At 64.9% G+C, this 14,973-nt stretch carries 14 protein-coding genes; 10 read left to right on the forward strand and 4 right to left on the reverse strand.

Annotated features, from left to right (window positions below):
• The 6 genes from BW975_RS02540 (at window position 1) to folP (ending at window position 8,888) form a co-directional block, all read left to right on the forward strand.
• Complete coding sequence (locus BW975_RS02540; protein ID WP_076530717.1) at window positions 1-837, forward strand: DUF1206 domain-containing protein; 837 nt, start codon at window positions 1-3, stop codon at window positions 835-837.
• 108 nt (window positions 838-945) lie between these two features.
• Window positions 946-3,117 carry a glycine--tRNA ligase subunit beta gene (gene glyS / locus BW975_RS02545; protein WP_076530718.1) on the forward strand — a complete coding sequence of 724 codons (2,172 nt, stop codon included), beginning with the start codon at window positions 946-948 and terminating at the stop codon, window positions 3,115-3,117.
• A gap of 302 nt (window positions 3,118-3,419) precedes the next feature.
• A complete protein-coding gene (locus tag BW975_RS02550) occupies window positions 3,420-5,963 on the forward strand; it encodes a putative PEP-binding protein (RefSeq protein WP_076530720.1) in 2,544 nt (847 codons plus the stop codon).
• 171 nt (window positions 5,964-6,134) lie between these two features.
• A complete protein-coding gene (locus BW975_RS02555; protein ID WP_076530722.1) occupies window positions 6,135-6,761 on the forward strand; it encodes a cell wall hydrolase in 627 nt (208 codons plus the stop codon).
• A gap of 130 nt (window positions 6,762-6,891) precedes the next feature.
• Window positions 6,892-7,818, forward strand: a complete 927-nt coding sequence (locus tag BW975_RS02560) for a dihydroneopterin aldolase (protein WP_076530724.1) — start codon at window positions 6,892-6,894, stop codon at window positions 7,816-7,818.
• Window positions 7,819-7,877: 59 nt separating this feature from the next.
• On the forward strand, window positions 7,878-8,888 hold the full coding sequence (gene folP / locus BW975_RS02565; protein ID WP_076533306.1) for a dihydropteroate synthase: 1,011 nt from the start codon (window positions 7,878-7,880) through the stop codon (window positions 8,886-8,888).
• Here folP and BW975_RS02570 read toward each other — a convergent pair.
• Window positions 8,874-9,806, reverse strand: a complete 933-nt coding sequence (locus BW975_RS02570; protein ID WP_076530725.1) for a DMT family transporter — start codon at window positions 9,804-9,806, stop codon at window positions 8,874-8,876. The genes folP and BW975_RS02570 overlap by 15 nt on opposite strands.
• A 198-nt stretch (window positions 9,807-10,004) precedes the next feature.
• Here BW975_RS02570 and BW975_RS18005 point away from each other — a divergent pair, with 198 nt between their 5' ends.
• Window positions 10,005-10,175 carry a hypothetical protein gene (locus BW975_RS18005; RefSeq protein WP_170846560.1) on the forward strand — a complete coding sequence of 57 codons (171 nt, stop codon included), beginning with the start codon at window positions 10,005-10,007 and terminating at the stop codon, window positions 10,173-10,175.
• Between the two features lie 42 nt (window positions 10,176-10,217).
• Here BW975_RS18005 and ilvC read toward each other — a convergent pair whose 3' ends face one another.
• Window positions 10,218-11,240 (reverse strand): ketol-acid reductoisomerase, encoded by a 1,023-nt coding sequence (gene ilvC / locus BW975_RS02575; protein ID WP_076530727.1) that lies wholly within the window; start codon window positions 11,238-11,240, stop codon window positions 10,218-10,220.
• 132 nt (window positions 11,241-11,372) lie between these two features.
• On the opposite strand from ilvC, the gene BW975_RS02580 reads away from it, so the two are divergent.
• Together BW975_RS02580 and BW975_RS02585 are read left to right on the forward strand one after the other, a co-directional pair.
• The gene (locus BW975_RS02580; protein ID WP_076533308.1) at window positions 11,373-11,828 is read left to right on the forward strand and encodes an Lrp/AsnC family transcriptional regulator; all 456 of its coding nucleotides are present in this window, start codon (window positions 11,373-11,375) and stop codon (window positions 11,826-11,828) included.
• Window positions 11,825-12,280: an Lrp/AsnC family transcriptional regulator gene (locus tag BW975_RS02585; protein ID WP_076530729.1), complete on the forward strand. Its 456-nt coding sequence runs from the start codon at window positions 11,825-11,827 to the stop codon at window positions 12,278-12,280. Before BW975_RS02580 ends, BW975_RS02585 begins: the two co-directional genes overlap by 4 nt.
• Here the strand turns inward: BW975_RS02585 and BW975_RS02590 are convergent.
• Both BW975_RS02590 and BW975_RS02595 read right to left on the reverse strand, forming a co-directional pair.
• On the reverse strand, window positions 12,277-13,476 hold the full coding sequence (locus tag BW975_RS02590; RefSeq protein ID WP_076530730.1) for a UbiH/UbiF family hydroxylase: 1,200 nt from the start codon (window positions 13,474-13,476) through the stop codon (window positions 12,277-12,279). The genes BW975_RS02585 and BW975_RS02590 overlap by 4 nt on opposite strands.
• 86 nt (window positions 13,477-13,562) lie before the next feature.
• Entirely contained in the window at window positions 13,563-14,207 is a 645-nt protein-coding gene (locus BW975_RS02595; protein WP_076530732.1) for a pyrimidine 5'-nucleotidase, read from the reverse strand.
• Between the two features lie 109 nt (window positions 14,208-14,316).
• Between BW975_RS02595 and BW975_RS02600 the strand changes: the two genes are divergently transcribed.
• Window positions 14,317-14,973, forward strand: coding sequence for a GntR family transcriptional regulator (locus BW975_RS02600; protein ID WP_076530733.1), 657 nt, complete (start codon window positions 14,317-14,319; stop codon window positions 14,971-14,973).

Below are 14,973 nucleotides of genomic sequence, written 5' to 3' on the forward strand. Positions count from 1 at the left end.
ATGGCCAACAAAGCCCCCGCATGGGTCGTGCCCGTCATGCGCGCCGGATATGGCGCGCGCGGGCTGGTGTACCTGACCGTCGGCGCACTGGCGCTCTGGGCTGTCTTTTGGGGCGGCGCGGCGCAGGGCACGCAGAACGCGCTGGCAGACCTCAAACAGGTGACATTCGGTTACGTCGCGCTTTGGCTGATCGGGTTGGGCCTAATCGCTTACATGGTGTGGCGGTTGATCGACGCGGCCATGGACCTTGAGGATGAGGGCAGCGACGCCAAGGGGATTTTTGCCCGGCTCGCGCAGGCAGTGACGGGCCTCATCCACGGCATTCTGGGTCTGTCGATCATCCGCCTTGGCATGGGGCAGGGCGGCAGTGGAGCTGAGAACTGGACCGCCAAGCTGATGTCGCTGCCTTACGGGCCTTCACTCGTTGCCATAGTCGGCGCCGTAGTGATTGGGGCCGGGATCTATTACGTGCAAAAGGGTCTGCGCGGGAAATACCGCGAGGATATCCGCATCACGCCCGTCACCCGCAAACTTGACCCGCTGATGAAGGCGGGCTTTGTCGCCGAGGGTGTGATCGTCGGCACAATCGGGGGCTTCCTGCTCTATGCAGGTCTCACGTCCGATCCCGGCGAGGCGGGCGGCGTGGGGCAGGCGCTGGGCTATATCCGCGCGCTCGATTACGGCGCGTTCCTCTTTGCGGCGCTGGCGCTGGGCCTCTTGTGCTTTGCGCTGGAGAATATGGTCGAGGCGGTCTACCGCATCCTGCCGCGCTATGCTGGCCCCGATGTCAGCACACTGGCGTCGCGTGCCAAGGTGAAGGCCAAGGCGCACACTTGAACCAGCCCCCGTCCTTCTATTCGCTGGACCTCGCCCCAGCGCGCTAGTATCCCCCTCACCGAATTGCCGCCGGTCCCGGCGGCGCGCGTCCATGACGAGGGTGAGACCATGCCGGATCTTCTGATCGAACTCTTTTCCGAAGAGATTCCAGCGCGGATGCAGACCCGCGCCGCCGAGGACCTCAAGGCGCGCGTTACCGATGGCCTCGTCGAGGCGGGCCTGACCTATGCGGGCGCGGCCGCCTTTTCGACCCCCCGCCGTCTTGCCCTGACAGTCAGTGGCCTGACCGCCGCGTCGCCCACCTTGCGCGAAGAGCGTAAGGGCCCGCGCACCGACGCGCCCGAAAAGGCGATCGAGGGCTTCCTGCGCGGCGCGGGCGTCAGCCGCGACGATCTGGAAGTGCGGGACGAGAAAAAGGGCCAGGTCTATTACGCCACTATCACCCGTCCGGGCCGCGATGCCGATGTGATCGTGGCCGAGGTGCTGGAGCATGTCATCCGCAATTTCCCTTGGCCCAAATCCATGCGCTGGGGCAGCGGCTCGCTGCGCTGGGTGCGCCCGCTCCATTCGATCCTCTGCATCCTCACCGATGACGCGGGCGAGGCGCAGGTGGTCGAGATGGACGTGGACGGAATCAAGGCCGGGAATACGACCGAGGGCCACCGCTTCATGGCGCCGGGGCGCTTCGCCGTAAGCAGTTTTGACGATTACGCGGCCAAGCTGAAGAAACGCCACGTGGTTCTCGACGCCGCCGAGCGCGCGGATGCCATCTGGCAGGACGCAACCAATCAGGCCTTCGCCGCCGGGCTGGAAGTGGTCGAGGATCGCGGCTTGCTGGCCGAGGTCGCGGGTCTGGTCGAATGGCCCGTCGTGCTGATGGGCCGGATCGACGACACGTTTCTTGGCCTGCCGCCCGAGGTGCTGCAAACCTCGATGAAGGAGCATCAGAAGTTCTTTTCCGTGCGCAACCCCAAGACGGGCCGGATCGAGCGGTTTATCACCGTGGCCAACCGCGAGACGGCGGATGGCGGCGAGACGATCCTTGCCGGAAACCAGAAGGTGCTGTTTGCGCGCCTCTCGGATGCCAAATTCTTCTGGGAGAATGATCTGCGGCTGGTCAAGGAGCGCGGGCTGGAAGGCATGGCCGCGGGCCTGAGCGATGTGACCTTCCATAACAAGCTGGGAAGCCAGGCAGACCGTATCAAACGGATAGAGGCTCTGGCGCGGGAGATTGCGCCGATAGTCGGCGCGAAACCCGATCTGGCCGCCGAGGCCGCACGCATCGCCAAGGCCGACCTGCAATCCGAGATGGTGGGCGAGTTCCCCGAGTTGCAGGGCCTGATGGGCCGGTATTATGCTGAGGCGGCGGGCCACGACGATGGCGTGCCCGAGGCCTGCGAAGAGCATTACAAGCCGCTGGGGCCGGGCGATATGGTGCCCTCCGCGCCGGTCTCGGTCGCCGTGGCGCTGGCCGACAAGATCGACACGCTGACGGGATTCTGGGCGATTGACGAGAAGCCGACGGGGTCGAAGGATCCCTATGCGCTGCGGCGCGCGGCGCTGGGCGTTATTCGGTTGGTGGTTGAGAATGGTGTGAAGTTAAAGCTGACCTCAGTTCTGCAGCAGGGTTTTGGTCCTCAGCCGGCAGATTGGATCGTCGATTCCGCGAAATCCTCTAAAGCAAACGCAAAAATAGAGGCTGTACTGTACGTAGAAGACGAAAGCGTGACCTATGATGAAAAAGAAACGGTCCTCCTCGATCTCCTCGCCTTCTTCCACGACCGCCTCAAGGTCTACCTCCGCGACCAAGGCATCCGCCATGACGTGATCGACGCCTGCATCGCGATGGATGGCAATGACGATCTCGCGCTTTTGGTCAAGCGCGCGACGGCGCTCAGCGATTTCTTGAAAACCGAGGACGGGGAGAACCTGCTGCAAGGCTTCAAGCGGGCGAACAATATCCTCAGCCAGGCCGAGGAAAAGGACGGCGTCGAATACTCCTTTGGCGCGGATGTGAAATTCGCCGAGACGGACGAGGAGCGCGCGCTTTTCGACGCGCTCAAGGATGCCGCGCCGCAGGTGGATGCGGCCCTCAAAGCCGAGGATTTCGCTGCCGTCATGTCGGCGCTGGCCAATCTGCGCGCGCCGATTGATGCGTTCTTCGAGGCGGTTCAAGTAAATGCCGAGAATGACATCGTGCGCCGCAACCGGCTGAACATGCTGGGTCAGATCCGCAAGATCGGGCTTTCGGCGGCGGATCTGACAAAGATCGAGGGGTAAGCGCGTCGTTCCCGCGCGGAACCAAGCCGAAGGCGCCCGACCGTCCGTCGCACCAAAGGTGCGCCGCTTTTGGTTGGCACGCCTCCGGCGCGACGGTCCGGCGCTTTAGCAACGGAGCGCGACGCAGAACGGGCGCGCGGATTGGGTAACATAAATCGCTAAACTCGCGTTTTGGCGCCAGCGTCCGGTCCGCCGCCGGCCCGGCTCAGCACGCGCCCTGCGCCGCTTGGACGCGCCCCTGACTTTCCCTTGCCTTGTGCACGATCCTGCCTATGCTGCACCGACACGAGTAGGACGCCGCAGTGCAGCAAGACACCGACATCACGCTGATCACACCCGATGCGCCCATCGGGGCGGATACCCATGGCGGCCGGGCGAAATGCCTGCAACGGCTGGCGCGGCTGAACCTGCCGATACCGCCGACGATTGCTCTGTCCTTCAAGGCGATTCAGCGGATCGCGGCGGGCGACATGCCCGACATGCGCGCGCTGCTGTCACAGCTGGACGAGCACGCGCTGCTCTGCGTGCGCCCCTCATCCGAAGATAGCGATTGGGGCGGGCCGCGTGCGGTGCTGAATATCGGCATGTCCGGCGCGATGTGCGAGACGCTGGGCGCGCGGATCGGCCCCGAGGCCGCAAAACGTCTCTATCTGCGCTTTGTTGAAAGCTACGCGATCCATGTTGCGCGGCTGGACCCCGACATGCTGGACGATATGCCGGGCGATCCCGAGGACGCGCTGGCCTTTGCGCTGCGCGTCTACGAGGACGAAGTCGAAGAGGCCTTCCCACAGGATCCCGCCGTCCAACTGGCCGAGGTGCTGCGCTCGATGGCGCGCGCCTGGGACGGCACCACCGCGCGGCTGCTGCGGCAGGCCAAGGGCGCTCCGGCGGATGCGGGGCTGGGTCTTGTCGTGCAGGAAATGGCCATCGGGCTGGGACGCGGCGAGTGCGGCAGCGGCGTGATGCAGCTGGTCAACAGCAAGTCGGGCGCGCGTCAGATCACCGGCCGCTACCTCAGCCAAAGCCAGGGGCGCGACGCGCTGTCGGGCGGCAAGGAGGCGCTCTATCTCGAGCGTGATCCGCGCGGTCCATCGCTGGAGGAGCTGGCGCCAGAGGCGTTCGCTCAGCTGAAATCGCACCTGTCGGAGATGCGCGAGAAACTGCGCGAGGAAATGCAGGCCGAGTTCACGATCGAAAACGGCAAACTGCACCTTCTGGACGGCGTGCGCGTGGCGCGCAATGCCCGTGCGGCCGTCAGCATCGCCGTCGCGCTGGCCGAGGATGGCATCATCCCGCGCGAAGAGGCGCTGATGCGGATCGAGCCGCGCGCCCTTAACGAGCTTCTGCACCGGCAGGTCGATCCCGAGGCCAAGCGCGACGTTCTGGCGCGCGGTGTCGCCGCCAGCCCCGGTGCGGCCACCGGCAAGATCGTCTTTACCGCCGAAGCCAGCCAAGCCGCTGCCGCGCGCGGCGAGGCCACGGTTCTGGTCCGGCGCGAGACGACCTCCGAGGATATTCGCGGCATGCACGATGCCGTCGCCATCCTGACCGAGCGGGGCGGCATGACCAGCCATGCCGCGGTGATCGGGCGCGGCATCGGACTGCCCTGCGTGGTGGGCGCCTCCTCGATCCGCTTCCAGACAGCTGCGCGCAAGCTGACCGCGCCCGATGGCCGCATCCTGAAAGAGGGCGACGAGGTCACCATCGACGGCACCAATGGTGAAGTGCTCTTTGGCCGCGCGCCGCTGCTGGATGCGGGGCATGACGACAGCTTTCAGGTGCTGATGGGCTGGGCGGATGATGTGCGAGATATCGCCGTGCGTGCAAATGCCGACACGCCGATGGATGCGCAGATGGCGCATAATTTCCAGGCTGAGGGCATCGGCCTGTGCCGGACCGAGCATATGTTCTTCGAGGAGGCACGCCTGCGTGTCATGCGCGAGATGATCTTTGCCAGCACCAGCGCCGACCGGGCCGCCGCGCTCGAACGCCTGCTGCCGATGCAGCGCGCCGACTTTGCCGATCTCTTCCGCATCATGAAGGGTCAGTCCGTCTGCATCCGCCTTTTCGATCCGCCCCTGCACGAATTCCTGCCCAGCGACCGCGCCGGGCACCGCGAACTGGCCGAGGCGCTGGACCTGCCTTTGAGCAAAGTGACCCGCCGGGTCGAGGCATTGGCCGAATATAACCCCATGCTGGGCATGCGCGGTGTCCGGCTTGGTATCACCGTCCCCGAGATCTATGAAATGCAGGTGCGCGCCATCTTCGAGGCGACCTTGCAGGTTGCGGGCGAGGGGGTCGAGATCGTCCCGGAGATCATGATCCCGCTGGTCAGCGCCAGCCGCGAGGTCGAGCTGGTCAAGGGCCGGGTCGATAGTGTCGCCGCCGCCGTGCGCAGCGAGACGGGCCGCGACTTTGCGTTTCGCCTCGGCGTAATGGTCGAGACGCCGCGCGCTGCCCTGCGCGCCGGTGACATCGCCCCGCAGGTGGCCTTCCTCAGCTTCGGCACGAACGATCTGACGCAGATGACCTACGGCCTCAGCCGCGACGACGCCGGGCGGTTCATGTCGGAATACGTGCAACTTGGCGTCTACCCCGAGGATCCGTTTCACACGCTCGACCTCGATGGCGTGGCCGAGCTGCTCAGCATCGGCGCCGAGCGCGCGCGCGCCGCCAATCCGAATCTAACCCTGTCGATCTGCGGCGAGCATGGCGGTAACCCCGAATCGATTGCCTTCTGCCGGGCGGCCGGATTCGACTATGTCTCGTGCTCGCCCTTCCGCGTTCCGGTGGCGCGACTAGCCGCCGCACAGCTGGCCGTTCGGGACAAGATCGGCGCCGCCTGACGCCAAATCCTACCACATGCTGCGGTTTTTCGGTTCGGATCGCGCCATGCGCCAGAGTCTGAAAACGGCGCAAATTGGTCTAAAATCGTCACGGGCTGGACGAATGGGCGTGGAAACTATATCTCACCGCGATCCTGGGGGGCTGCGCCCCTCGCTGTCTGCAGGTGTTTTATGTCGCTTCGTTTTAGTTTTGCCATCGCCGCCGCCGCAATTTCCGTGGCCGCTGCCGTCCCCGCTGGCGCCGATACCGCCATCAACAAGCTACTGGGCCAAGAGCGCCGCGGCCTCTCCGCGATGAGCCAGTCCCGTGTTGCAAGCTACCTCAAGGCGCCCGTCGCCACCGCCGGTTACACCCGCGAGTGGCTGGACGCGCAAAAGCCCGCCAAAGGCGACGCGCAATGGCGCTGCCTGTCTGAGGCGCTCTATTTCGAGGCGCGCGGCGAGACCGTCAAAGGGCAGTTTGCCGTGGCCGAGGTGATCCTGAACCGCGTCGACAGCCCGCGCTATCCCGATACGATCTGCGGCGTCATCAATCAGGGCACCGGCCAGAAATACGCCTGCCAATTCACCTACACCTGCGATGGCCGCGCCGAGGTCATCGCCGAGCCGCGCGCCTTCGAGCGTGTCGGCAAGATTGCCAAGATCATGGCTGGCGGCGCCAAGCGGCCCCTGACCAAGGGCGCAACGCATTACCATACCCACGCCGTCAATCCGCGCTGGGCGCGCGTGTTTCCGCGCGTCGCCGAGATCGGCTATCATTACTTTTACAAGCAGCCGACGCGCCTGTCGCAGAACTGAGGCGCGCGCGGGGCAAATGCCGCACGGTGTATGCCCGGTGCCGCTTTGCGGATTTGTGCGCGCGGCTGGGCCGTGCTAAGGCGCGGCAGCGGGGCATAATCCCGTGAATTTGCGTTCAGGGAAGATGGCGATGAGCAACGACACGACCTTGGCTTTTGCCCATCCCGATGCCCGCGCCGAGGCGACGGCGCCCATGGGCCCGCTGGACCGTATTTCCCTGCGCGATCACATCGTCGAGGTCGAAATCGGGGCTTTCCAGCTCGAGCGCGGCATCACCCAGCGCATCTGTTTCAACGTCGTGGTCGAAGTCCGCCCGGTGGGCGACGACCTGGGCGACGATGTGGACCGCATCCTCAGCTACGATCGCGTGACGCAAGCCATCGCCGCCGAACTGGCGGAAGAGCGTCTGAACCTGCTTGAGACACTGGCCGAGAACGTGGCCGAGCGGATCCTGGCCGAGCCGCAGGCGGTGCGCACCTTCGTGCGGATCGAGAAGCTGGATCGCGGCCCCGGCGCGCTGGGTGTCGAGATCGTCCGCTCGGTCGATGATCTGGCCACACGGCCTACCGCCGCCGTTACGGCGCCCAATCCGCATGTGGTCTACCTGACGAATGCCGCCATCACCTCTCCGAACCTGATCCGTTGGCTTGACCAGTTGGAACAACGGGCCGAGCCGGTGATCCTGTGCGTCGGGCGCGCGGGCGCGATGCCGCCCCAGACCGGCCACAAGATGACCCAGCGCCGTGTCGATCTTCTCGCAATCGAGCAGAACGCATGGGTGCTGGCGGGGCGGGATGATCGCTGCGTTGTCGTCGATACGCGGACCGAGCTGGATTGGGCCATGCGAAACGGGCGGATCAGCGTCTGGGCGCCGTCCAAGATCGTGCTCGACGCGGTCGATGGTCCCACCGTTGGCCCCGACAAGCCCGTCGCGCTGGCCGCGTGGTTTGCGGGGCACATGGACGCGTCGGATCTCCTGCTGATCGGCGAGGCACCGCCCGAAGGCGGCGCGCAGGTGCCGATCCTGGTGCAGGATATCGCCGAATCCGGGCTGTGACGGCACCGCAAGGACTGGCCGCCACGGCCGCCGAGCAGGACTCACGCGGGACCAATGACATGACACGCAGCTACTACCGCCCCATCGCTCAGACAGACCCGTGCCGCCCCGAGGGCGCGCGCACGCTCGCCGGTGGCTGGGCCTGGTTCGACCGAGCCGAACATCTCACGCGTGAAGGCAGCTCACTGGTCGCGGCAGACGACATCCCCGCCGATATTCTGGAGCGCCTAACCGCGCCCCGCGCGGCCATGGCGGGGCTTGAGTTCAGCGCGCCCTGCCTCATGGGCATCCTGAATGTCACGCCCGACAGTTTTTCGGATGGCGGCAAGTTCATCGCTCCCGATGCGGCGCTTGCGCAAGCGCAGGCCATGGCGGATGCGGGCGCGCATATGATCGACGTCGGCGGCGAATCCACCCGGCCCGGTGCCTTGCCCGTGGCAGAGGCGGATGAAATCGCGCGCACCGCGCCCGTGATCGCCGCCATTCGCGGACATTCGGACCTGCCGATCTCGATCGACACGCGCAAGACGGCGGTGGCGCAGGCTGCGATCGGGGCGGGGGCAAACCTGATCAACGACGTCTCTGGATTCACCTTCGATCCGGCGCTGGCGCCCTATTGCGCCGAGGCGGGTCTGCCCGTCTGCGTCATGCATGCGCAGGGGGATCCGCAGACGATGCAGCACGCGCCGCGTTACGATGATGTCACGCTTGACGTATACGACTTCCTCGAGGCGCGCATCGACGCGCTGGTGGCCGAAGGCGTTGCGCGCGCTCAAATCATCGTCGACCCGGGGATCGGATTTGGCAAGACGCAGGCGCATAACCTGACCTTGCTCAGCCGCTTGTCCATATTTCACGGTCTCGGCTGCCCGATCCTGCTCGGTGCATCGCGCAAGAAATTCATCGGCACGATTGGGGGCACGCCCGATGCGGCCGACCGTATGCCCGGCTCGGTCGCGGTGGCACTGGCGGGCATTGCGCAAGGGGTTCAGATCATCCGGGCGCATGACGTCGATGCCACGCGCGCGGCCATCGCCCTCTGGCGCGCAGCGACCTCAGGGCTGGCGTGATGTCCGACTGCTGAAGAGCCGTCGCAGCGCCGCCGCCTGACTGAGCGCAAGGCCCGACAGGATCAGTAGCAGGGCAAGGTAGATATTGGGCGGCAATTGCTCGCCCAGGAACACGATGCCCAGCATCATGGACCACAGCGGCACCTGATAGTTCAGTAGGGACATGAATATTGGCCCCGCGCTTCGGATCACTTGCACCAATAGCAACTGCGCCAGCCCGGTGGGAAATGTCCCCAGATAGAGCAGTGCCGCAACGCTGATAAGCGGGACGTTCTGCGGTATCCCTTCGGCCCAGAGCGCGTAGGGGACAAAGAGCGTTGCCCCGATCGTCAGAGCGGCGGCCGAGAGCGAGATCAGATCCACCGCTGGGCAAAGCCGGGTCAATATCGCGCCTATTGCATAGCATAGCGCCGCCGCAACACAGCCAAACCGCGCCGTCACCTCGAATTCGGCGCCCGTCGCGGCAAAGGCCGACGGGCCGATCAGGACGATCACGCCCGTCGTGCCGATCAAAAAGCCGATGACGCGCCGCAGGTTCATCTGATCCCCAGGCACCAGAAAATGCGCCAGCGGAAGGATCATGAGCGGCACGATGGCCATGCAGACCCCCGCAAAGCCCGATGCCACGAATTGCTGGCTCCAGCTGAGCAAAAAGAACGGCAATGCGTTGGTGAAGACGCCAATGCCGAGCGCAAAGAGCCAGACCCTGCCCGCACCCTCGCCCCGGACAGGCGGCAGACCTGTGCCGCGTGCGAAGGCGATTGTCAGCAGCAGGATCGCCCCGAGGCCCAGCCGACACGCAACAAGAAGGCGTGGCCCCACACCCTCAAGCGCCAGTTCGGTGAACATGAACGCAGCGCCGAACATCGCGCCAAGGATCCCGATGCGCAGCCAACTGCCAGCCGTAATGGTGTACATCGTGCGACCTCGCAAATGTCAGACGTGATGAATAATGGCATCTGTCCGGGTGCAGTGCCGCCGTATCGTTTCGCATATCGGCCCGGCCCTGTCCCCGCCGGGCCCGGCAGGCGGACAGGCGGCGGTCATCATGTCGCAGGCAGGGAACGGGCGGCCAAATTACCGCGTTGGGCTGCCAATAAAGGAAAGGAATTTGAAATGGACCTTCCCCTGATACTGATCCTCGCGGGCGCCACCTTTGCGCTCGTCATCGTCTTTGTTCTCTGGAGCAAACGCGCCACCGAAAAGCGCATGGAAGAGCACCCGGAGCCGAAATCGACATTGGCCAAGGACAAGGACAGCAAAGGCAATCCCGCCGACGTGAAATGACGTATCGCCCGGCCACATGGTATGCGGCCGGGCGACTGCAGTTTAGTTCTTGTCTTGGTCGACCAGCTTGCCGGCTGAAATCCACGGCATCATGCCGCGCAGCTTCTTGCCGACTTCTTCGATCTGGTGCTCGTCATTCATGCGGCGAGTACCTTTGAAGAACGGCTGACCCACCGAATTCTCCTGCATGAAGTCACGCACGAACTTGCCCGACTGGATGTCGTGCAGGATCGCCTTCATTTCCTTCTTCGTCTGCTCGTAGGGCAAAACGCGCGGGCCGCTGACATATTCGCCGTACTCGGCCGTGTTCGAGATCGAGTAGTTCATGTTGGCGATGCCGCCTTCATAGATCAGATCGACGATCAGCTTCACTTCGTGCAGGCACTCGAAATAGGCCATCTCGGGCGCATAGCCCGCCTCGACCAGCGTCTCGAAGCCCATGCGGATCAGCTCGACAAGGCCACCGCAGAGCACGGCCTGCTCGCCGAAGAGGTCTGTCTCGCATTCTTCGCGGAAGTTCGTCTCGATGATGCCCGAGCGGCCGCCGCCGATGGCGGAGCAATAGCTGAGGCCCAGCTCGAGCGCCTTGCCGGATGCGTCGGTGTCGACAGCCACGAGGCAGGGCACACCCCCGCCCTTGACGTATTCGCCGCGCACGGTGTGACCGGGGCCCTTGGGTGCCATCATGATGACGTCGATGCCTTCCTTGGGCTCGATCAGGCCGAAATGCACGTTGAGACCGTGGGCGAATGCGATGGCCGCGCCCTCGCGGATATTGTCATGCACGTATTTCTTGTAGGTCTCGGCCTGAAGCTCGTCGGGCATGGTGAACATGATCAGGTCGGCCCAGGCTGCCGCCTCGGCGATTCCCATGACCTTCAGGCCCTCGCCCTCGGCTTTCTTGGCGGATTTCGAGCCTTCGCGCAGGGCGACGACAAGGTTCTTGGCGCCTGAATCGCGCAGGTTCAGCGCGTGGGCGTGGCCTTGGCTGCCGTAGCCTAGGATGGCCACTTTCTTGTCCTTGATCAGGTTGATGTCGCAGTCGCGGTCATAATAAACGCGCATGATTATATCCCTTTCGGTTGTGTGATTGAGGCTGAAATTACAGGGATGCGCCCGAGAGGAAATGCAAAAGCGCGTTGATGGTCCGGTTATTTTGAGTATTTATAACCAAGATGAAGGATGGGCGGTAAAATCATGCTCGATGATACGGACAGGCGCATTCTGCGACATTACCAGCACGCGCCTGCGGCTGCGCTGTCGGATCTGGCGGAGCTTGCGGGGGTCACCGCCAATACCTGCGCCCGGCGGCTGGAGCGGATGGAGGCGCAGGGCGTGATCCTTGGCAACCGCGCGGTGATCGATTGGCGCGCCCTGGGTTACGAGGTGGAGGTGAGCCTCCGCGCTCAGCTGGACAAGACGCAGCCGCGCGCCTTTGACGAGTTCACGGCGGCGGCGCGCGAAGTCCCGGAGGTGATCGAGATCCAGACCTTTCTGGGTCGCGTCGATCTGCGCCTTTACGTGATCGCGCGCGATATGGTGCATTACCAGCACATCTATCGCAGCGCGATCCTGCCGCTGCCGCATATCACCGATATCGAGGCGCTGATGCACATGGCGCGGATCAAGGCAGACGAGGCGCTGCCGCTATGATCGAGCTTGACGAGACGGATCGGCGCATCCTGCGCGCGCTGGTGGAGGATGCCACGCAAAGCGCCTCGGCGCTGGGCCGCAAGCTGGGCCTGTCGCAGCCCGCCGTCTGGCGGCGGATCAAGCGGCTGCATGAGACGGGTGTCATCAAGGGCCAACGCCTCGATCTGGATCGCGAGAAACTTGGCTTCGGCGTCAGCGTCTTTCTGGGGGTCAAGCTGGCGACCAAGGGGCGCGTCAGTCTCGATGATTTCGAGCGCGCTGTGTCAGCTATCCCCGAGGTGCAGAGCGTCGAGCATATCCTGGGCGTCTATGACTACCGCCTGCGCGTTGTCGCGCGGGACATCAGCGATTTCGAGCGCGTTTTGCGGCGGCGCATCATGACGCTGCCTGGCGTGGGCGATGTCGAGGCGAACGTCCTTCTGAGCGAAGAGCGCCGGCCGGGCCCAATCTAATCGCGGGTCCCGCCGAGCCCCAGACGCATCAATCCTCGCCGCACAGGCGCCAGCGCGTGCAGCGCGTTCAGCCCCATCGCGCGCGCATCGCGCAGCGGCTGCGCATCCATCATCGAGGCGCGGTTGAGCAGGTCGATCCCCTGCATTCGGACCGCGACTTCGGTATGGCGGGCGCGGTGATAGGCGTCCAGCATCGCGGTATCGCCCAATGTATCGGGCGATTTCTCGGCCAGATCCAAGAGCGCGCGCAAATCTGCCAGCGAGGTATTCAGCCCCTGCGCGCCGATGGGTGGCATGACATGCGCAGCCTCGGCAATCAGCGCGGTGCGCTGTGCGGCATAACGATCTGCGATCTGGCTGATGATGGGCCAGACGCCGATCTGCGACGCCAATGTCAGCGGCCCCAGCACATGACAGCTGCGCGCATTGAGCGCCTCATTGAACGCGTCTTTATTAAGCGCGGCAAGGCGCTGCGCTTCGGGTCCGCGCTCCATCCAGACGACGGCAGAGGACGGCATGCCGTCGTGATCGGGCAGGGGAACCAGTGTGAACGGGCCGCCGCTGCGGTGGATCTCGGTCGAGACATTGCCATGCGGGACCGGGTGCGTCACGGCAAAGGCCAGCGCCTTTTGCCCGTACCGTGTGGTGCGCACGCCAATGCCCGCCGCCTCGCGAATGGGCGAATTGCGCCCGTCCGCGGCAATGACAAGGCGCGCGGCGACGTGGCCGCCATCGGAGAGGCGCACGCGCGCCTCGATGTCTCGGGTCAGCAACCCGGCGGTGCCGATACCCGGGCGGAACGTGACGTTATCCGCCGCCTCGACATGGGCCAGCATCTCGCGGCGCAAGAGCCAGTTGGGCAGGTTCCAGCCGAAAGGCTGGTCCGAGATCTCGTCCGCGTCGAAATCGCGGGTAAGGCGGGGCGCAGCCTCTCCGCCGCCGGCGTCGATGATGCGCATGGTCTGAAGCGGCATCGCGTTGGGGGCGAGGCGCTCCCACAGACCGCATTTCTCCAGCAGGTCGCGCGCCGGTTGCAAAAAGGCGGTACTGCGCAGATCGGCACCCTTGGTGTCGCGCTCGGTCACGGGCGGGGCAGGGTCGACGCAGATCACGCTGAAGCCGGCAGCGCCGAAGGCGGCAGCGGCTGTCAGGCCGGCGATGCCGCCGCCTGAAATGAGGATGTCGACCTTGTCCATATGCGTGGCCCTTTCGCGCTTTGATACCTCAGGATATAGGCCTGCGCCACGGCGAGGGCCACCCGGCACAAGGCCGCAGGCCGTGCTTAGATCAGGCGGGACAGGAACCCGCTCAGATCATCCGTATGATGGTGGATATGGGGCGCATCATGCGGCTCGGGCGCGACGAGGACGGTGGCAAGGCCCATCTCATGGGGCTGGGCCAAGTTGCGCGGATCGTCCTCGAACATGGCCGCCGCGCCGGGCACCAGACCGTCGGCGGCAAAGACCGCCTCGAACGCGTCGCGGCCCGGCTTGGGGATATAGCCTGCATGCTCGACGCCGTAGACCGCATCGAAAACGCCCGCCAAGCCGCGCGCCTCGGCCACCCGCTCGGCATAGGGGGCGCTGCCATTGGTAAAGATGATCTTGCGGCCCGGCAGCGCGGTGATGCGTGCGCGCAGCTCGGGATCGGGCGACAGGACGCTCATGTCTATATCGTGCACGTCGATCATGTATTGCTCGGGGTCTAGGCCGTGCACGTTCATCAGGCCCGCCAGCGTCGTGCCGTGCTCGCGCCAGTATGTCACCCGCAGGCGGTCCGCCTCGGCATGGTCGACGCCCAACTCATCCATGACGAATTGCGTCATCCGCACCTCGATCTGGTCGAAAAGACGCAGATGCGGCGAATAGAGGGTGTTGTCGAGGTCGAACACCCAAGCGTCCACGTGGCTGAAATCCTGTTTTGGCATGCAGCCAAACTAGGCGCGGGCGCGCCCCTGTCAACCGAGCAAAAGCTTGATCACGGGCGCCCGCGCCCCTACCGTCGCGCGGATGACAGTCACAGCCGGACATGCCCCGATGAAACCGCCGCAAAAACCGCCCCAGACGGATGCCTACTCGCTGATCCTGGAGGCGATCGACATGGGCGAATTCCGGCCCGGTGACCGCCTGGTCGAGAGCGATCTGGCCGAGCGCTTTGGCGTGTCGCGCACGCCCATCCGCGAGGCGCTGCAACGGCTCGAGACGCAGTCATTGCTCACGCGCGACGGGCGCAGCCTCATCGTCGCCTCACTGGATCACAACCAGCGCGCCGAGCTTTACGTCGTGCGCGCCGAACTGGAAGGGCTGGCTGCCAGCCTGGCCGCGCGCCACGCCACGCCCGAAGAAGTGGCCGTCCTGCGCGGCATGGTCGAGCAGGACCGCGCCCTCATCGGCGATCCGGCGCGCATGGCGCGCGCCAATCGACGCTTTCACAAGCAGATCCACCTTGCCTCGCACAACCGGTTTCTTGTGCAGCAGCTAGGGCTCGTCCATCGCTCGATGGCACTGATGGCGACGACCTCACTTGCCGCCGAAGGGCGGGGCGAGGATGCAATCGCCGAACATGATGCCATCGTCTCGGCCATCGAGGCGGGCGAGGCGCGCGCGGCACATGATGCGCTAAAGGCCCATATATCAAAGGCGTTCGTCACGCGGCTGAGGCTGGAATCGGGCGAGGTGAAATCGACGATTTGA

Origin of the sequence: Roseovarius nanhaiticus (assembly GCF_900156535.1) — a bacterium.
Lineage (GTDB): Bacteria > Pseudomonadota > Alphaproteobacteria > Rhodobacterales > Rhodobacteraceae > Roseovarius > Roseovarius nanhaiticus.